Source organism: Nocardia mikamii NBRC 108933, from assembly GCF_001613505.1.
In the GTDB taxonomy this organism is placed as follows: Bacteria; Actinomycetota; Actinomycetes; order Mycobacteriales; family Mycobacteriaceae; genus Nocardia; species Nocardia mikamii.
The window spans coordinates 1-18,156 of sequence record NZ_BDCM01000002.1 but is presented as its reverse complement, the minus strand read 5'-3'; the positions used below and the strand labels follow the sequence as shown (position 1 = coordinate 18,156).

At 69.4% G+C, this 18,156-nt stretch carries 12 protein-coding genes and 2 pseudogenes; 8 read left to right on the top strand and 6 right to left on the bottom strand.

Annotation, left to right across the window (positions count from 1 at the left end):
* The first annotated feature begins 73 nt into the window (after window positions 1–73).
* Both NMI01S_RS00615 and NMI01S_RS00610 read left to right on the top strand, forming a co-directional pair.
* Complete coding sequence (locus NMI01S_RS00615; protein WP_062994102.1) at window positions 74–1,252, top strand: DUF8176 domain-containing protein; 1,179 nt, start codon at window positions 74–76, stop codon at window positions 1,250–1,252.
* Window positions 1,253–1,336: 84 nt separating this feature from the next.
* Entirely contained in the window at window positions 1,337–2,521 is a 1,185-nt protein-coding gene (locus tag NMI01S_RS00610) for an aminotransferase-like domain-containing protein (protein ID WP_062994101.1), read from the top strand.
* 11 nt (window positions 2,522–2,532) lie between these two features.
* Here the strand turns inward: NMI01S_RS00610 and glpK are convergent, their stop codons facing one another.
* On the bottom strand, window positions 2,533–4,032 hold the full coding sequence (gene glpK / locus NMI01S_RS00605) for a glycerol kinase GlpK (protein ID WP_062994100.1): 1,500 nt from the start codon (window positions 4,030–4,032) through the stop codon (window positions 2,533–2,535).
* A 132-nt stretch (window positions 4,033–4,164) separates the two neighbouring features.
* On the opposite strand from glpK, the gene glpD reads away from it, so the two are divergent.
* Window positions 4,165–5,913 carry a glycerol-3-phosphate dehydrogenase gene (gene glpD, locus NMI01S_RS00600; protein WP_062994099.1) on the top strand — a complete coding sequence of 583 codons (1,749 nt, stop codon included), beginning with the start codon at window positions 4,165–4,167 and terminating at the stop codon, window positions 5,911–5,913.
* A gap of 15 nt (window positions 5,914–5,928) precedes the next feature.
* On the opposite strand, the gene NMI01S_RS34630 is transcribed toward glpD, so the two are convergent.
* From NMI01S_RS34630 to NMI01S_RS36505, 4 genes and pseudogenes are all read right to left on the bottom strand, one after another.
* The gene (locus tag NMI01S_RS34630) at window positions 5,929–6,102 is read right to left on the bottom strand and encodes a hypothetical protein (RefSeq protein WP_157125989.1); all 174 of its coding nucleotides are present in this window, start codon (window positions 6,100–6,102) and stop codon (window positions 5,929–5,931) included.
* 120 nt (window positions 6,103–6,222) lie between these two features.
* Complete coding sequence (locus NMI01S_RS00595) at window positions 6,223–7,035, bottom strand: DNA-formamidopyrimidine glycosylase family protein (protein WP_062994098.1); 813 nt, start codon at window positions 7,033–7,035, stop codon at window positions 6,223–6,225.
* A 41-nt stretch (window positions 7,036–7,076) separates the two neighbouring features.
* Window positions 7,077–9,791: pseudogene (locus tag NMI01S_RS36510) on the bottom strand (Lhr family ATP-dependent helicase); the annotation flags it as partial.
* 501 nt (window positions 9,792–10,292) lie between these two features.
* Window positions 10,293–11,999, bottom strand: a pseudogene (locus NMI01S_RS36505) (DEAD/DEAH box helicase); the annotation flags it as partial.
* A 166-nt stretch (window positions 12,000–12,165) separates the two neighbouring features.
* Here NMI01S_RS36505 and NMI01S_RS00585 point away from each other — a divergent pair.
* From NMI01S_RS00585 to NMI01S_RS00575, 3 genes are all read left to right on the top strand, one after another.
* Window positions 12,166–12,630 carry a VOC family protein gene (locus tag NMI01S_RS00585; protein WP_084512075.1) on the top strand — a complete coding sequence of 155 codons (465 nt, stop codon included), beginning with the start codon at window positions 12,166–12,168 and terminating at the stop codon, window positions 12,628–12,630.
* A gap of 81 nt (window positions 12,631–12,711) precedes the next feature.
* Complete coding sequence (locus NMI01S_RS00580; RefSeq protein WP_062994097.1) at window positions 12,712–13,659, top strand: patatin-like phospholipase family protein; 948 nt, start codon at window positions 12,712–12,714, stop codon at window positions 13,657–13,659.
* Window positions 13,656–14,507, top strand: a complete 852-nt coding sequence (locus NMI01S_RS00575; RefSeq protein ID WP_062994096.1) for an SDR family NAD(P)-dependent oxidoreductase — start codon at window positions 13,656–13,658, stop codon at window positions 14,505–14,507. The genes NMI01S_RS00580 and NMI01S_RS00575 overlap by 4 nt, the downstream gene beginning before the upstream one ends.
* 4 nt (window positions 14,508–14,511) lie before the next feature.
* On the opposite strand, the gene amaB is transcribed toward NMI01S_RS00575, so the two are convergent.
* Window positions 14,512–16,041 (bottom strand): L-piperidine-6-carboxylate dehydrogenase, encoded by a 1,530-nt coding sequence (amaB, locus tag NMI01S_RS00570; RefSeq protein ID WP_062994095.1) that lies wholly within the window; start codon window positions 16,039–16,041, stop codon window positions 14,512–14,514.
* Window positions 16,042–16,138: 97 nt separating this feature from the next.
* On the opposite strand from amaB, the gene NMI01S_RS00565 reads away from it, so the two are divergent.
* Window positions 16,139–16,591 (top strand): Lrp/AsnC family transcriptional regulator, encoded by a 453-nt coding sequence (locus NMI01S_RS00565; RefSeq protein WP_036498415.1) that lies wholly within the window; start codon window positions 16,139–16,141, stop codon window positions 16,589–16,591.
* Between the two features lie 64 nt (window positions 16,592–16,655).
* Window positions 16,656–18,020 (top strand): L-lysine 6-transaminase, encoded by a 1,365-nt coding sequence (lat, locus tag NMI01S_RS00560; RefSeq protein WP_062994239.1) that lies wholly within the window; start codon window positions 16,656–16,658, stop codon window positions 18,018–18,020.
* The last annotated feature ends 136 nt before the right edge of the window (window positions 18,021–18,156 follow it).

Below are 18,156 nucleotides of genomic sequence, written 5' to 3'. Positions count from 1 at the left end.
TACAGACTGAATCGACGTGTGGGGCGGTCGTTCGCGACCGCCCCACGCGTGTGTCTCGGGGAAGGAACGGGTGATGGGCTCCGGCGACGATCAGGACCGGGACGAAGGCGAGTCGGGATTCGGCCCGCCGGTTTCCGGATTCGGACCACCGCTGAACGACTTCGGGCCGCCGACGGGTGAAACGGGCGCGATCGGCTGGGCGCCGGTCGGGGAACCGGAACGTCCCACATTGGGCTGGCAGCCCGCCGACGCCCCTGCGACGCCGTCCGTCCCGCCGCCACCCCCGCAATACCGTGCGCCGGATTCGTCCGCGGCGCCGGAAACCGTGCGCCATCCGGCGGCGGAGGCGCCGCGCCCGGCCGACACCACGCGGGCGCCCGCGCCCGAGACTGTACGGGCGCCGGCGCCGGAGACCGTTCGGCCGCCCGCGCCCGAGACGCGCCGCATCCCCGAGCCCCCGCGCGCCCCGGAGACGGTGCGGTACCCGGACGCCGGCGGTGCCGAGGCGGACCGTGGATCCTGGTGGCGCGCAGACGATTCCGGGTTCCCGCCCACTCCGCCGCGGGAAACCAAGGGATCCCTGTGGGACGACGACGAACTCGCGAAGAAGCTCACGGTCCCGCGCGGCGGCGCCGAGCAGAAATCGGGTTCGGGCTCGCTGTGGGACGACGACGAGCTGGCCAAGAAGCTCGCGCCCTCGCGGCCGGTGCCCGGGCCGGAACCCGTCGAGACCGGCCGCAACAAGACGGTGCTGATCGGCGGCATCGGCGCGGCCGTCGTGCTGCTCGTGGCGTTGATCGTGGTCGTCGTCTTCGCCACGAGTGGTGGTGGCGACAAGTCCGACAACGCCCAGGCCGGCGGGGCGACCAATGCGGCCGACGGCACCGGCTGCCGGGCCCGCACCGAGGGCAGTCTGATCTACGGCAACGGGCCCGGCGACACCTCGAGCGGTGCGAACGCGATCTTCGGCTATCAGCACGCGTACTACACGGATCGCAATGCCGAGAAAGCGCACACCTTCATCGCCCCCGGCGCGAATGTGCAGGCCCCGCCGGACCTGCAGAAGACCATCGACGAGCACATCCCGAAGGGCACGACGTACTGCCTGCGGATCGCGACGACCGCGCCCAATCAGTTCAACGTCGAGGTCTCGGAGTTCCACCCCGACGGTACGAAGTCGCTGTATCTGGAAGTCATCACGACCGTGAATCAGGGAGGCCGGAATCTCATCCAGCTGATTCAGTCGTTCTAAATCTCACAATATGAGAATCTGAGTTCATATTGTGGATGTCGCTGTGCGAAAGTGGAGGTACCACCCTTTCGTCCGGAGGTCTCCATGTCGCCGCATACTCCACCCCTGTCCCGTCGGCTGGACGGTCTGCAGAGTTCGGCGATCCGCGATCTGCTCAAGCTGACCGCCCGGCCGGATATCGTCAGCCTGGCCGGGGGCCTGCCCGACGAACAGTTGATGCCGCGCGATGCCATCGCCCGCGCCGCGGAGTCGGCGCTGGCCGACCCGTCCCGGTTGCAGTACACCGAGTCCGCGGGCTGGGGGCCGCTGCGCGAGGTGCTCGCCTCCCGGGAGTCGGTGCGGCTCGGCCGGCCCGTGCCGCTGGAGGAGATCTTCGTCACGCACGGTTCGCAGCAGGCCTTGTCGCTGCTGGGTGAGGTGCTTCTCGATCCGGGCGCTCTCGTGGTGGTCGAGGACCCGGCCTATGTCGGCGCGTTGCAGGTGTTCCGCGCGGCGGGGGCGCGGATCGTGGCCATTCCGCTGGATGCCGACGGTATGCGTGTCGACGCGCTGGCCGAGTTGCTCGAACGCGGCGAGCGCCCGGCGTTGGTGCATACGGTGAGTAATTTCCACAATCCGCGCGGTGTGACGCTGAGCCCGCAGCGCCGGCGCGAACTGGCGGCGCTGGCCGAACGGTACGGCTTCTGGGTGGTCGAGGACGATCCGTACGGCGAGCTGTGGTTCGACCGCCCCGCGCCGCAGGCCGTTGCCACGTACTCGCCCAACGTGATTCGGCTGTCGAGTGCCTCGAAGATCCTGGCGCCGACACTACGGGTGGGCTGGATGATCGCCCCGAACGAAGTGTGCCGCGGCGTGGAACTGCTCAAGCAGGGCGCCGATCTGTGTGGTTCGGCGCTCACCCAGCAGATCGCCGCCGACCTGCTGGCCGACGAGCCGTGGCTGGGCGCCCACCTGGACAAGGTGCGCGGCATCTACGGCGAACGCGCCACCGCCCTGGTGAGCGCGGTCCGCGCCCGTTTCGGCGACCGGGTGGTGAGTACCGACGCCGCCGGCGGCATGTTCGTGTGGCTCGATTTCACCGACGGCACCGATACCGTCGAACTGCTGCCGCACGCGATCGACCACGGCGTGGCCTACGTCCCGGGCTCCGCGTTCGCGGTCTCGCAGCCCTACCGCGGCTCGATGCGCATGTGTTTCACCACGTCGGACGCGGCCGTGCTCACCGACGCGGTCGATCGGCTGGGCCGCGCGGTCGACGCGGCGCAGTAGCGCGGGCGAATCTACTGCGCCCACCCGTAGGTGCGTTCGACGGCCTTGTTCCATTCGCCGTAGAGGTGATCGCGGTCGGCGTCGGACATCGTCGGCTGCCACACCTTGTCCTCGGACCAGTTGGCGCGGATGTCGTCGGTGCCGGACCAGTAACCGACCGCCAGTCCGGCCGCGTAGGCGGCGCCGAGCGCGGTCGTTTCGGTGATCACCGGCCGCACCACCGGCACATCCAGGATGTCGGCCTGGAATTGCATGAGCAGTTCGTTGGCGACCATGCCGCCGTCGACCTTGAGGGTGGTCAATTCGACGCCGAGATTTTCCGCCTCGGCGTCGGCGCGCATCGCGTCGATCACCTCGCGAGTCTGAAATGCGGTGGCCTCCAACACCGCTCGGGCCAGATGCGCCTTCGTGACGAAGCGGGTGAGTCCGGTGATCACGCCGCGCGCGTCCGGCCGCCACCGCGGTGCGAACAGACCGGAGAAGGCGGGAACGATATAGGTGCCGCCGTTGTCGTCGACGCTGCGGGCCAGCGGTTCGATCTCCGCCGCGGATTCGACGATGCCGAGGTTGTCGCGCAACCACTGCACCAGGGATCCGGTCACCGCGATGGAACCCTCCAGCGCGTACACCGCCGGCTGGTCGCCGAGCCGGTAGCACACGGTGGTCAGCAGACCGTGCTTGCTGAACACCGGCGTGGTGCCGGTGTTGAGCAGCATGAAGTTGCCGGTTCCATAGGTGTTCTTCGCCTCGCCCGGCGAGAGGCAGGCCTGCCCGAACGTCGCGGCCTGCTGATCGCCCAGGATGCCGGCCACCGGGATCCCCGCGAGCGGGCCGGCGGAGATCTCGGCGTACACCTCCGAGGAGCTGTGGATCTGCGGCAGCATCGAGACGGGGATGCCGAACTCCGCGCAGATCTGCGAATCCCATTGCAAGGTCTCGAGATTCATCAGCATCGTGCGGGAGGCGTTGGTGACGTCGGTGAGGTGGCGGCCGGTCAGCTTCCACAGGATCCAGCTGTCCATGGTGCCGAAGCACAGGTCACCGGCCTCCGCGCGGGCGCGTACACCGTCGACGTTGTCGAGGATCCAGCGCAGCTTGGGGCCCGCGAAATACGTGCTCAGCGGCAGTCCGGTCCGGTCGGCGTAGCGCGCGGGGCCGACGTCGCCGGCCAGCTCGTCGCACAGCGCCGCGGTGCGGGTGTCCTGCCAGACGATGGCGTTGGCGACCGGCTTGCCGGTGGCACGGTCCCAGACCACGGTGGTTTCGCGCTGATTGGTGACCCCGACCGCGGCGATGTCGCCGGCGCCGATCCCGGCATCCTCGAGCGCGGCACCGATCACGAATTCGGTATTGCGCCAGATGGTTTCGGCATCGTGCTCGACCCAGCCCGGCCGCGGGAACAGCTGTTCGTGCTCGCGCTGCCCGAGGCCGGCGATGCGGCCGGAGCGGTCGAACACGATGCACCGGCTCGAGGTTGTCCCCTGGTCGATGGCGGCCACGAAGCGTCGCATCCGTGCAGGCTACTAAACCTCGCACGCGCCGCGCATCACATCGCCGCACGCCCGGCGGTGGACTAGGGTGGTAGCGATTACCGACGGGTAACGCAGGACGATCCCACCGAACAGTGCGGAGGAAGTCGAGCGATGAACGAGAAGTCACACGGTCAGCACACCGGCGAACTGGGGCCCGCGCAGCGCGCGGCCACCTGGGAAAGCTTGGGCGCCAAGCATTTCGACGTCATCGTGATCGGTGGCGGGGTCGTGGGCGCGGGCATCGCCCTCGATGCCGCCACCCGGGGCCTCGAGGTGGCCCTGGTGGAGGCGCGCGATCTGGCCTCGGGCACCTCGAGCCGTTCGTCGAAGATGTTCCACGGCGGTCTGCGCTACCTCGAACAGCTGGAATTCGGGCTGGTCCGCGAGGCGCTGCGGGAACGTGAGCTGAGCCTGAAGACGTTGGCCCCGCATCTGGTGAAACCGCTGCGGTTCCTCTACCCGCTGACCCATCGCGGCTGGGAGCGGCCCTACGTCGCCTCGGGCCTGGTGCTCTACGACACCATGGGCGGAGCGAAATCCGTTCCGGGCCAACATCATGTGACCCGCTCGGGAGCGCTGCGACTGGCGCCGGGCGTGCGCCGGGACGCCCTGATCGGCGGTGTCACCTACTACGACACCGTGGTCGACGACGCCCGCCACACCATGACGGTCGCCCGCACCGCCGCCCACTACGGTGCGGTGATCCGCACCTCGACCCAGGTCGTGGACTTCCTGCGGGAAGCCGACCGGGTGGTCGGAGTGAAGGTGCGCGACAGTGAGGACGGGCGCACGACCGAGGTCCGCGGCCATGTGGTGATCAATGCGACGGGCGTATGGACCGATGAACTGCAGGCGCTGTCGCATGTTCGCGGCCGATTCCATGTGCGCGCGTCCAAAGGCGTGCATATCGTGGTCCCCCGCGATCGGATCGCCAGTGACGCCGCGCTGATTCTGCGCACCCAGACTTCGGTGCTGTTCGTGATTCCGTGGGGGAGCAATCACTGGATCATCGGCACGACCGACACCGACTGGAATCTGGATCTGGCCCATCCGGCCGCCACCAAGGCCGATATCGACTATCTGCTCGAACGGATCAACGAGGTACTGGTCACCCCGCTCACCCATGACGACATCCAGGGGGTGTACGCCGGGCTGCGGCCGCTGCTGGCCGGGGAGAGCGACGAGACCTCCAAGCTGTCGCGCGAGCATGCGGTGGCGCGGATCGCTCCGGGGCTGGTCGCCATCGCGGGTGGTAAATACACCACCTACCGGGTGATGGCCTACGACGCGGTGGATCTGGCCGTCCACGAGATTCCGCAGCGGGTGTCGTCCTCGATCACCGACAAGGTGCCGTTGCTCGGTGCGGACGGCTACTTCGCCCTGCTCAACCAGACGCCGCAGCTGGCACAGACCTACGGTGTGCATCCCTACCGGATCGAACATCTGCTCAACCGGTACGGCTCCCTGATCACCGACGTCCTCGATCTGGCCGAGGGAAAACCCGAACTGCTGCAGCCGATTACGGACGCGCCCGGATATCTGCGGGTGGAGGCCGTCTACGCGGCGGTCGCCGAGGGCGCGCTGCATCTGGACGACATCCTGGCCCGGCGCACCCGGATCTCCATCGAGTTCTCCCATCGGGGCACCGAATGCGCCGACGAGGTGGCGCGCCTGGTGGCGCCGGTGCTGGGCTGGGACGAGGAGCAGATCCGGCGCGAGGTGAGTACGTACAACGCCCGGGTCGACGCCGAGATCCGATCCCAGACCCAACCCGACGACGTGTCGGCCGACGCACTGCGCGCCGCCGCGCCGGAACCTCGTCCGGAGATCCTGGAGCCGGTGCCGCTGCCCCAGGCATAGCCCCTACGCGGGCGGCTAGGGAGCGGTCGACGTGGGCGCCGAGGTGTGACCGGAATGGGCGGGGCCCGTACTCACCGAGTGCTGCAGCGCATAGGTGAACAGGACGGTGGCGGCGATGGCGATAGCCGTGATCAGCAGCTGGGTGACAAGCCGTGTGCTACGACGCATCGCGGTGCTCGCATATGTCATCTGCCCTGCTTCCCGACCGGTGACGATCTGTGTCGCCCTTATGTCGCATTCACGCTCCGAAGTGTTAGCGGCCGAAAGAAATATAGCTATCGAACGGCAAACATCACGGCTCGTGACCGGTCAGCCGCGAGTCCTGCCTGCGGTCCTCGGCTCCGGCGTCTCGGGTGCGGGCTGACAGCGCGGACAGAAGTAGATCCCGCGTTCGGTGGCGGGGGCGGAGGCGGATGTGGCATCGGAGCCGAGCATGCGGACGAGAATCATCGATCCGCAACGGGGGCAAGGTTGGCGCTGCCGGCCGTAGACCACCGCGGGCCGGGGCGGATGGTGCGCGGCTCGGCCGAGGATGCGGTGCGCGGCGTCGACGAGTCCGGGAAGGTCGGGTACGGCGGCGACCGGGGTGGCCGGGTGGACCCGCTCGGCGAAACAGATCTCGCTGCGGAAGATGTTTCCGACTCCGGCCATGGTCGTCTGATCGAGCAGCGCGAGCCCGATCGGCCGCTCCGGATCCGTGCGCAGCCGGCGGACCGCCTCGGCCGCATCCCAATTCGGGCCCAGCAGATCCGGGCCGAGATGGTCGACGGCGGTGTGCTCGTCGGCGAGGCGCAGCACCTCGACCAGGCCGAGAGAGAACCCGACGGCTTCGGTGTCGGCGGTGGCGAGAATCAGTCTCGCGGTGAATCCCGGTTTGGTCCACCGCTGCCCGGGGCGGTAGATCCGCCAGGTGCCCTCCATCTTCAGATGGGTGTGGATGCTGAGCGTCTCGGTCCGCACGAACAGGTGTTTGCCGTAACTGCCGACGCTGTCGACCCGGCTGCCGCGCAGATCGAGCGTGGCGTAGCGCGGCACGCGAAAATCACTGCGCGTCAGTATCTTTCCCGCCAGCGCGGAACGCAGCCGCGCCGCCGCGAGATAGACGGTATCTCCTTCCGGCATCGGCGTTCACCACCGGTGCCGTCGGGCGATGCGCGCCGGTCTCATGCTGTGCTCCGTAGCCGGAAGCCCCGGGGAGTGGTGTGGAAACCGGCGTCGGTGAGGAAGGTGGCGAAGGTGTTGCCGTGCACCGACTCCCCATCGACGCGTTCGACGACCAGCGAGTCGATCCGGCGGTCGTGGACCAGGGCCGCCAGCGCGGCCGCGGCCTCGGTCCGGATTTCGGGGTCCTCGGTGAAGGTGAGCAGTGTCTTGCCGCCCCGTTCCAGGTACAGGGCCAGTTCGCCCGCGGCCAGGACGACCAGAGCCCCCGCCTTGCGGCCCGGGCGATGTCCGGCTCCCTCCCCCGCATTCTTCGGCCACGGCAGGGCGGCGCCGTACGGATTGGCCGGATCGCAGGCGGCGAGCGCGAGCGCGCCGACAGCGCCGGCGCCCGGCCGGTCGGAATCGTAGGAGCGCAGCCGATCCACCACGTCGGTGGTGGAGAACTGCGCACCGCCGAGGGTGTCGACGAAATAGCCGCGCCGACAGCGCCCGCGATCCTCGAATTCGGTGAGCACCCGGTACATCAGCGCGAACCCGCCCGGAATCTCCTCGTTCTGCACCGAACCGCGGGTCAGCACGCCGTAGCGCTCCAGCAGCAGATCCGCGGTGGCGTGGGCGCGAATGGTGTTGTCCGGCAGGCGCTGGGGCAGCAGCGACCATCGCCCGGCCACGGCGGGAGGGCCGGTCCGGGTCGGCATCGCCGGTCGCGGAAGGTACATGCGTCCGCGCGGGGTGCGTCGCGGGGTGCGATGGGCGGTGGTGCTGCGGGTGGTGCCGGACAGCCGCGCACGGACCGGAGCGAAGGTGTCGCCGGACAGATATCCGGCCCACACCAGCTCCCACAGTGCCGCCGCCACGGCCGCGTCGTCGAGTACACCGGTCGCGTCGGACAACTGCCGGAAGAAATAGGCGCCGCCCGCCACCACGACGAGCCGGTTGCCGCCGGAGGCGCCCGATTCGGTAGCGACCGTGCCGTCGGCGTCGAGCGGAATCGCGTCGGTGGCCGCCGCGGTCATCTCCGCGCCCAACGCCGTCAGCAGCCGCAGCTGCACGTCGGTGAAGTCGATCTCCTGCGGCGGCCCCAGCGTGACCGGCGCCTGATCCGCCGGATGCAGGGCGATCCAGCCGTCCTTGGCGGTGATGGCGCCGTGACCGGACCACAGCACCTCACCGGAGGCGGTGAGTTCGTCGAGCATCGCCGGTGTGTAGTCGCGCACTCGTGACGGCAGGATGAGCGACTCCCATGCGGAAGCCGGAATCGGCACGCCCGCAAGCTGTTCCACCACCGCGGCCACCCCGTCCACGCCGCGCAGTGTCGAGGTACCGATATGCTGCCACGCCGGCAGGAATCGTCCGAACGCTCCCGTGGAGACCGGCTCGACCTCCTTGCGCGCGGCGGCCAGCGACCGGCGGCGCAGCCGGCGCAACACCTGTGCGTCGCACCATTCCGCACCGGCCGAACCCGGCGTGAATTCGCCCTCCACCACTCGCTTCTCGGCTCCGAGCCGATGCAGCGCGGTTGCCGCGACGGCCGGCCCGATCCCGAAGCGCCGGGCAACCGCGTCGAGGGTGAACGGGGCATGGGTGCGGGCGTAGCGGGCGACCAGATCGCCCAGCGGATCGGCGACCGGCTCGATGAAGGCCGCCGGCGTGCCGATCGGCAGGGGGACGCCGAGGGCATCGCGCAACCGGGCGGCGTCTTCGATCGCCGTCCACCACCGCGATCCCGCGAACGACACCTCCAGAACCCGCTTGGCCTGCAGCAATTCGGCGAACCACGGGCCCGGGTCCGCGGTGCAGCGCTCGGCCGCCTCGGCCGGGGTGAGGGGGCCGAGCAGCCGCAGCAGGTCGGCGAGCCCTTCCGCGTCGCGGGCATGGCGTTCGGGGGTGAGCCGTTGCAGTTCGCGTTCGGTCAGTTCGAGGACCGCGGCGTCGAGGAGTTCGCGCAGTTCCACCCGGCCCAGCAGTTCGGCGAGCAGGCCCGAATCCAGCGACAGCGCGGCCGCGCGGCGTTCGGCCAGCGGACTGTCGCCCTCGTACATGAACTGGCCGATGTAGTCGAACAGCAACGCATTGGCGAACGGTGAGGGGGAGGCCGTCTCGACCTCGACCAGTCGCAGTTTGCGCCGCGCCACATTCGTCAGCAGATCGCGCAGGGCGGGCAGATCGTAGACGTCACGCAGGCATTCGCGCACCGTTTCCAGCAGGATCGGGAAATCCGGGAATTTCCTTGCCACATCGAGCAATTGGGCCGCGCGCTGGCGCTGCTGCCACAGTGGCGCACGGCGGCCGGGGTCCCGGCGCGGCAACAGCAGTGCCCGCGCCGCGCATTCGCGGAAGCGGGAGGCGAACAGCGCCGACCCGCCCACCTGCTCGGTCACTACGTCGTCGATCTCGTCCGGTTCGAAGACGAACAGTTCCGCGCCCGGCGGATCGTCGGTGGTATCGGGCAGTCGCACCACGATGCCGTCGTCGGAGGCGGTCGGCGCGGCGTCGACCCCGAACCGCTCCCGCAACCGCGCACCCACCGCGAGCGCCCACGGCGCATGCACCGGTAATCCGAAGGGCGAGTGCAGGATCAGCCGCCAATCACCGAGCTCGTCGCGAAAGCGTTCGACCAGCAGGGTGCGGTCGGTCGGCAGATGGCCGGTGGCCTGCCGCTGTTCGGCCAGCAGTGCGACCAGATTCGCCGACGCGAAATCGTCCAGGCCGGCCGCATGAACGAGCTGTTCGAGTTCGACCAGTTCGCCGCCCTTCTTACCGGGCGTGGAGCCCGTGGCTCCCGCGCGGGCGCGGGAGGGCGTGCGCCGGGTGGCGCCGTTCCCGCTGGGGTCCGCGGGCGACCGGCGTTGTCGCGCAGGGCTTTCCGACGGCGCCGCCGAGGTACGCGGCTGCTCGTCGTCGATCGAATCGGCGTTGTCCCGCACTGCCCGGCGCGACTGCCGCTGTCCGCCGCCGCGCGTCACCGGCCCGCCGGAGTCGAGGGCCTCACCGTCGAACTCCGAACCGAAGCCGCCCGCATCGCGCACGAGTTCCTCGATCCGCCCGGCCGGGGCGCGCTCGACGGCCTGACCGGCCGTGCGGACGAATTCGCCCAGCGCCGCGCCCAATTCGGCCGGGCGACCGAGGGAGTCGCCGTGCCAGAAGGGAAGCCGGCCGGGCAGACCGAAGGCGGGGGAGACGAGAACCCGGTCGTGGGTGATGTCCTCGATGCGCCAGCTGGTCGCGCCGAGGGCGAACACATCGCCCACCCGCGATTCGTAGACCATCTCCTCGTCGAGTTCACCGACCCGCGAGGCCTTTTCGCCGACCATGAACACCGGGAACAGCCCGCGGTCGGGAATGGCGCCGCCGGAGGTGACCGCGAGGCGTTGCGCGCCGGGACGTCCGGTCAGCGTGCCCGCATCGCGGTCCCACACCAGGCGCGGACGCAGTTCGGCGAATTCGTCGGAGGGGTAGCGGCCCGACAGCAGATCCAGCACCGATTCGTACGCCGAGCGCGGCAGAAGTGCGAAACTTCCTGTCCCTCTGACGGTTTCGAACCACTCGTCGACATCGATCGGTTCCAGGGCGCAGGCGGCCACGGTCTGCTGGGCCAGGATGTCGAGGGGATGAGCGGGGATCTTCAGCTCCTCGATCTGTCCCGCCGTCATCCGCATCGACGCCACCGCGCAGTGGATCACGTCGGTGCGGTGTTTGGGGAAGATCACCCCGCGCGAGATCTCACCCACCTGATGTCCGGCGCGACCGACCCGCTGCAGCCCGCCGGCGACCGACGGCGGCGCCTCGACCTGCACCACCAGATCCACCGCACCCATGTCGATACCGAGTTCGAGGCTGCTGGTCGCCACCACGCACCGCAACCGGCCGCTCTTGAGGTCGTCCTCGATGATGGCGCGCTGTTCCTTGCTCACCGAACCGTGATGGGCCCGCGCCAGCAACGGCGCCGCCCCATGATTGACCTCGGTCGGTGACCCGAGTTGGGCGGGCGGCGCGTGCTCGCGGTGTCCCGCGACCTCCTGCGCCTCGTCCGGTTCGGCGATGCGCTCGGCGTATTCCTCGTTGAGCCGCGCTGTCAGGCGTTCGGCCAGCCGCCGCGAATTCGCGAACACGATCGACGAACGATGCGCCAGTACCAGATCCACGATCGCGGCATCCACATGCGGCCAGATCGAACCCGGCTGATCGGATTCGCCCGGCTCGGTCATATCCGCCACCGGCACCCGCACCGACAGGTCGAATGTTTTCGGCGCAGGTGGCGACACGATCGTGATCGGCGCCGAGCCGACCAGGAAGCGCCCCACCTCCTGCGGCGGCCGGACGGTGGCCGACAACCCGATGCGCTGGGCGGGTTGCTCGGTGAGCTGGTCGAGCCGGGCCAGCGACAGGGCCAGATGCGCCCCGCGCTTGGAACCGGCGATGGCGTGCACCTCGTCGACGATCACGGTGCCGACCTGTGACAACGTCTCGCGCGCCGCCGAGGTGAGCATCAGGTACAGCGATTCCGGCGTCGTGATCAGGATGTCGGGCGGCCTGCGCTGCAGTGTCCGCCGGTCGGCCGGGGTGGTGTCGCCGGAACGTACGCCGACGCTGATCTCCGGGGCGGGCATACCGAGCCGGGCGGCCGTGCGGGTGATGCCCACCAGGGGGGCGCGCAGATTGCGCTCGACGTCGACCGCCAGCGCCTTGAGCGGGGAGATGTAGAGCACGGCGGTGCGCTGCGGGCCGTCCGTGGGTTCGCGGGTGGCGAGCCGGTCGATCGCCCACAGGAAGGCCGACAGCGTCTTGCCCGACCCGGTCGGCGCGATCACCAAGGTGTGTTCTCCGGCGGAGATCGCCTCCCAGGCCCCCAGCTGGGCGGTTGTGGGCGCGGGGAACGCACCGTCGAACCACTCCTGGGTCGGCCGGGAGAACTGCTGCATGGGTTCAGTCTGCACCCGGGCACCGACATCGAGTCCCGCCGGCGATGTGTGCGGGGTGTTTCCCGGACCGGACCCCGCCGGATGAGGTCGCCGGATCGGCGCCGGTCCACGGCTCGCCCCGATAGGCTGGCCGCGAATGCGGTGGATACCGACGATGGGACCGACCATGAGCGAGCGCCCCGACACTGTGACCGAGATTCCGGCCGATCCCGCCCAGGTCACGAACGACCCGGACAACCCCCCGGTCCCGCCCGGCACGCTGCTGCTGGAACTGGTGCCGGTCCCGGTGCGCGATATCGATCGGGGAATCGAGTTCTATCGCGATCGGGTGGGATTTCATCTCGATGTCGACGTGACTCCCGCCCCGGGTGTGCGAATCGCGCAGCTGACCCCGCCCGGTTCGGCGTGTTCGATCCTGCTGTCCGAAGGCGTCCCCACCGCGGCGGGCGCGGCGGGTTCCCTGCGTGGACTGCATCTCGTGGTGGCCGATATCGAGGCTGCCCGCGCGGACCTCCTCGCGCGCGGTGTCGCCGTGGGTGAGGTCGACGATGTCGGCGGGGGCGTGCTGTACGCCCATTTCGCCGACCCCGACGGCAATACCTGGAGTTTGCAGTACATGCCGTGGCGGTAGCCGGCGCGTTCATTGCCGAACGGTTGCGATCCGCCGAACCCGGCCTCGTCTCGCGCCGCCCGCCCGCTAGTGTTTGAGACTATGCGTAACAGTAACGGGTTACAGCGACGTGGCCTGGCGATCGGATGCGGCGGCACCGTCGGGGCGGCCTGGATCGTGGCGGCGCTTGCCGCGGTGCGAGATGTGCTGCAGTGGGATCCGCGCGAGGCCGACGCGCTGATCGGCACCTCCGCCGGTGCGGAGATGGTGACGATGCTCGCCTCGGGGATCTCCGTCGACGATCTGGTGGCCATGCAGCGCGGCACCGTCGCCGATCCGATCCTGGTCCGGCACATGGCCGACGAACCGGGCCGCTTCCCGCCGCTGCCCCGCCCCCGCCTCGGCGCACCGCGAATGACGTTGCACGGCAACCGTTCCCGGCAAGCGCTGCTGAGCGCGGGCAGTCGGCTGCTGCCGGTCGGCGGCGGCGACGCGAGCTGGTTGCAGCGCCTGGCCACCGACCTGAACCACGATCGGGACTGGTTCGCCCATCCGGCCGCGTGGCTGGTCGCGATGGACTACGACTCCGGCGAGCGGGTCGCCTTCGGCGCACCGGAGGCGCCGGTCGCGACGGTCGGCCAGGCGCTGCGGGCCTCATGGGCGGTTCCGGGCTGGTTCCCGCCCGTGCCGATCGCGGGCCGGCGGTTCGTCGACGGCGGTGCCGCCTCCACCGCCTCGGTGGATCTGCTGCTGCCGCTGCATCTGGACGAACTGGTGGTGCTGACCCCGATGGCCTCGGCCCGGTCGGTGCCCGCGGGCGGGCCCGGGCACTGGCTCGAGCGTCAGCTCCGCAGGCCGATGAGCGCGCAACTGGACTCCGAGATCGCCGCCGTGCGCGCGACCGGAACCCGCGTACTGCGGCTGGCGGTGACCGCCGCCGACCTGGCGGTGATGGGCCCGAATTTCATGGACGGCCGCCGCCGCGGCGAGACCTTCGAACACAGTCTGCGCAGCACCCGCCGCGCCATGGAACGGAGTGAATTCGCATGAACCTGTTCGGGAACGGCTATCCGCCGATCGACCTCGCCGCTGCCCGCGTCCTCGTCACCGGCGCCGGGCGCGGCATCGGCCGGGCCACCGCGGAATTGTTCGCGCACAACGGATCCGAGGTCGTCCTCGCCGATGTGGACGGCGCGGCCGCCGCCGACGCGGCGGCCGCCCTCGGTGCCCGCCCCGTCGAACTCGACGTGCGCGACCGGGAGCGGTGGGACGAGGTCGTCGCCGATCTGGGCCGGATCGACATCCTGGTGAACAACGCCGGAGTGATGCCGGCCGGCCCGTTCCTCAGCGAACCGGATGCGGTGGGGCACACCACGATCGATGTGAACGTCTGGGGACTCATCCACGGTATGCGGGCCGTCGCGCCGGCGATGATCGATCGCGGCCGCGGTCATATCGTCAACGTCGCCTCGCTGGCCGGAAAAATCCCGCTGCCCGGCCTGGCGGTGTACAACGCGAGCAAGTTCGCCGCCGTCGGACTCTCGGCCGCGACCCGGCTGGAATTCGCCGAATCGGGGGTCAGCGTGAGCTGTGTGCTGCCCGCAGCGGTGCGCACGCGGCTGTCTTCGGGGCTGACCCTGGGCCGCGGGCTGCCCACGGTCGATCCGGTCGACGTCGCCACCGCGATCGTCAAGACCTGCCGCTCCCGCCGAGCCGAGGTGGCGGTGCCGCAGTACCTCGACCCGATCGACATCGCGCTGGCGGCCGCGCCCGAATCGGTCGTGCGCAGGGTGCGCGGCCTCTTCGACGGCGACCGGGCGCTGCATCCGGGCGATGCGGCGGTGCGGGCCGTCTACGAGGACCAGGTCCGCGCCATCGGGCGCGAACCGGAGCGCTAGGCGCTCAACCGAACCGAATGCCTTGTGCCAGCGGCAGTTCGGTGGAGTAGTTGACCGTATTGGTGGCGCGGCGCATATACGCCTTCCACGCGTCGGACCCCGATTCGTGCCCGCCGCCGGTCTGTTTCTCCCCGCCGAACGCACCGCCGATCTCCGCGCCCGAGGTGCCGATGTTCACATTGGCGATGCCGCAATCGGAGCCGTCGGCGGCGAGGAACCGTTCCGCCTCACGCTGGTCCCCGGTGAAGATGGCCGACGAAAGCCCCTGCGGCACACCGTTGTGCAGGGCGATCGCGGAGTCGAGATCGTGGTAGGTGAGCACGTAGAGAATCGGCGCGAAGGTCTCCTCGCGCACGATCGCGGTCTGGGCGGGCATCCGGACGATCGCCGGGCGCACATAGTAGGAGTCGCCGCCGCCGACCTCGACCCGCTCACCGCCGCAGATCAATTCACCGCCGTCGGCCAGCGCACGGTCGATCGCCGCCCGCATCGCGGCGTGGGCGCGGCCGTCGATCAGCGGTCCGACCAATACCGCGTCGTCGAACGGATTACCCACGGGCAGTTGGCGATACGCCGCGCTCATCCGATCCAGCAGCGGTCCGGCCACATCCACGTGCGCGATGACCCGTCGCAGCGTCGTGCACCGCTGTCCGGCCGTTCCCGCCGCGGCGAAAACCACGGCCCGCGTGGTGAGATCGAGATCCGCCGACGGGGTGACGATCGCGGCGTTGTTGCCGCCCAGCTCGAGCAGGCACCGCCCGAAGCGCGCCGCCACCCTGGGCGCCACAGCCTGTCCCATCCGCACCGATCCGGTGGCGCTGACCAGGGCCACCCGCTCGTCGTCGACGAGCTGGGTGCCGACATCCGCGCCGCCCTGGATCAGCTGGTGGATCTGCGGGTCGGCGCCGACGTCGAGGGCCGCGCGACGCAGCAGCGCATCGCAGGCCAGCGCGGTCAGCGGCGTCGTCTGCGAGGGTTTCCACACCACCGTGTCGCCGCAGACCAGTGCGATCGCGGTATTCCACGACCAAACCGCGACCGGGAAGTTGAACGCCGAGATCACCCCGACCACACCGAGCGGATGCCACGTCTCCATGAGCCGATGCCCGGGCCGCTCGGAGGCCATGGTGCGGCCGTAGAGCTGGCGGGACAGACCGACGGCGAATTCGCAGACGTCGATCATCTCCTGGACCTCGCCGCGGGCCTCGGCGCCGATCTTGCCTGCCTCCAGGGTGACGAGTTCGGCCAGCGCGTCGAGGTTTTCGGTCAGTAGTTGTCCCAGCCGCCGCACCACCGCGGCGCGTTGCGGCGCGGGGGCGGTGCGCCACGTGCGAAAAGCGCTGTGCGCCTTGTCGATCGCGCAGGTCACCTCGAATGCGGAGGTGGCCGGGACACGCATCAGCTCACCGCCGGTGATCGGTGTGCGGGCCGGTAGGTCGCCCGAGTCGAGCGGGTCGACGCCGAGTTCGAGCAGCAGGCGCGCGGCCCGGTCACGCAGTTCGTCGGTGGTGGGCAGAACAGGTGCGGATGTCATCTGCGGCTCCGTATCCGAAATCGGTTGACGAGGGACTTCACACCGGTGGGAGATCGTTTCCGGCCCCGGCCACCGCCCGCTGGGTTAGCCTTCGCTGATGGCGGATGCACCTGCGAAACCTGTTCTCGACGATATCGATCGGCTCCTGATCCGCGAATTGATGGCCGACGGCCGGGCCACACTGTCCAATCTCGCCGAGAAGGCCAGTCTGTCGGTGTCCGCGGTGCAGTCGCGGGTGCGCCGGCTCGAGGCGCGCGGCGTGATCCGCGGATATTCCGCGAAGGTCGATCCGGAGGCGCTGGGACAACTGCTGTCGGCATACGTCGCGATCACTCCTCTCGATCCGTCACAGCCCGACGATGCTCCGGCCCTGCTGCAGCACATCCCCGGCATCGAGGAATGTCATTCGGTGGCGGGGGAGGAGAGCTACATGCTGCTCGTCCGGGTGGCCTCGCCCCGGCATCTCGAACAGTTGCTGCAGGAGATCCGCGCCACCGCCAATGTCCGCACCCGAAGCACCATCATTCTGCAGACATTCTATGACAGATGAGACCTGATCGTAATTTATCCGTTTGTTCGTAGTGAAACCGTAAATATTTTCGTATCCTGTGGGTGTGACCCTCGAACTGGAGCGCCCCGGAACGGCTGACGCGGAGGTCACGAACCCGGCGTCGGTCACCGCCTCGCGCGTACACGACATCCTGTCCGCCCATATGCTCGCCGACGGTTTCGATCTGGTCCTGGACCTGCGCAGATCGCGGGGACGCGAGCTGGTCGACGCCCGCGACGGCACCGTCTATCTGGATATGTTCGGCTTCTTCGCCTCCTCCGCGCTGGGGATGAACCATCCGGCGCTGGCGGCGAACGCCCGCTTTCGCGCCGAACTCACCAGGGCGGCGCTGAACAAGCCCAGTAATTCCGATGTCTATACGGTCGCGATGGCGCGCTTCGTCGACACCTTCGCGCGGGTCCTCGGCGATCCGGCACTGCCGCATCTGTTCTTCATCGACGGCGGCGCGCTGGCGGTCGAGAACGCGCTGAAGGTGGCGTTCGACTGGAAGAGCCGCCACAACGCGATACACGGCCGCCCGGCCGACCTCGGCACGAAGGTGCTGCACCTGACCGGCGCCTTCCACGGCCGCTCCGGCTACACCCTGTCGCTGACCAACACCGACCCGATCAAGACCGAACGATTCCCCACCTTCGACTGGCCGCGCATCGAGACCCCCTACCTGCGTCCCGGCGTCGATATCGAGGCCGCCGAGCAGCGTGCGGTGGCGCAGGCCCGGGCCGCGTTCGTCGAAAATCCGCACGACATCGCGTGTTTCATCGCCGAGCCGATACAGGGCGAGGGTGGCGACCGGCATATGCGACCGGAATTTCTCCGCCACATGCAGGATCTGTGCCACGAGCACGACGCGCTGTTCCTCGTCGACGAGGTGCAGACCGGTGTGGCGATGACCGGCTCGACCTGGGCCTACCAGCAGTTCGGCCTGCGGCCCGATGTGGTCGCGTTCGGGAAGAAGACGCAGGTCTGCGGGATCATGGCCGGCGGGCGCGTCGACGAGGTGCCCGACAACGTGTTCGCGGTGAGTTCGCGGATCAATTCCACCTGGGGCGGCAACCTCGTCGATATGGTGCGGGCGCGGCGCATCCTCGAGGTGGTCGAGGCCGAAGACCTGGCCGCCCGCGCGAAGGAGCTGGGCGCCCTGTTGCTCGACCGGCTGCGCGCGCTCGCCGACCGGCACGAGCGGCTGACCGATCCGCGCGGTCGTGGCCTGATGTGCGCGGTGACGCTGGAATCCGCCGAGCTACGCGATGCCGTCCTGGCCGATCTGCGGCAGCGCGAACGGGTACTGTTCCTCGGAACCGGTGAGCGCGGCATCCGGTTCCGGCCGCCGCTGACGGTCACCGCCGACGAGCTCGAGCGGGCGGTGGATGCCCTGGATCGGGTCCTCACGGGCATGGCCGATAGGTGACGTTGTGGCACTTCACCAGCGGTTTTCTGCTGGCAAGTAGTCAATAAGGGTACTGGTCGGTAGCCCCCACTGGAATTCCGCCGGGCTGCGCCACTGGTTACACTCCGGGGCATGACGAGTGTCCAGAGTCAGCCTT

Coding starts and splice junctions, on each gene's coding strand:
- glpD (WP_062994099.1), top strand. CDS start 4,165: ATGAACGAGAAGTCACACGGTCAGCACACCGGCGAACTGGGGCCCGCG.
- NMI01S_RS00565 (WP_036498415.1), top strand. CDS start 16,139: ATGGCGGATGCACCTGCGAAACCTGTTCTCGACGATATCGATCGGCTC.
- glpK (WP_062994100.1), bottom strand. CDS start 4,032: ATGCGACGCTTCGTGGCCGCCATCGACCAGGGGACAACCTCGAGCCGG.
- NMI01S_RS00585 (WP_084512075.1), top strand. CDS start 12,166: ATGAGCGAGCGCCCCGACACTGTGACCGAGATTCCGGCCGATCCCGCC.
- NMI01S_RS34630 (WP_157125989.1), bottom strand. CDS start 6,102: ATGACATATGCGAGCACCGCGATGCGTCGTAGCACACGGCTTGTCACC.
- NMI01S_RS00615 (WP_062994102.1), top strand. CDS start 74: ATGGGCTCCGGCGACGATCAGGACCGGGACGAAGGCGAGTCGGGATTC.
- NMI01S_RS00580 (WP_062994097.1), top strand. CDS start 12,712: ATGCGTAACAGTAACGGGTTACAGCGACGTGGCCTGGCGATCGGATGC.
- NMI01S_RS00575 (WP_062994096.1), top strand. CDS start 13,656: ATGAACCTGTTCGGGAACGGCTATCCGCCGATCGACCTCGCCGCTGCC.
- NMI01S_RS00610 (WP_062994101.1), top strand. CDS start 1,337: ATGTCGCCGCATACTCCACCCCTGTCCCGTCGGCTGGACGGTCTGCAG.
- amaB (WP_062994095.1), bottom strand. CDS start 16,041: ATGACATCCGCACCTGTTCTGCCCACCACCGACGAACTGCGTGACCGG.
- NMI01S_RS00595 (WP_062994098.1), bottom strand. CDS start 7,035: ATGCCGGAAGGAGATACCGTCTATCTCGCGGCGGCGCGGCTGCGTTCC.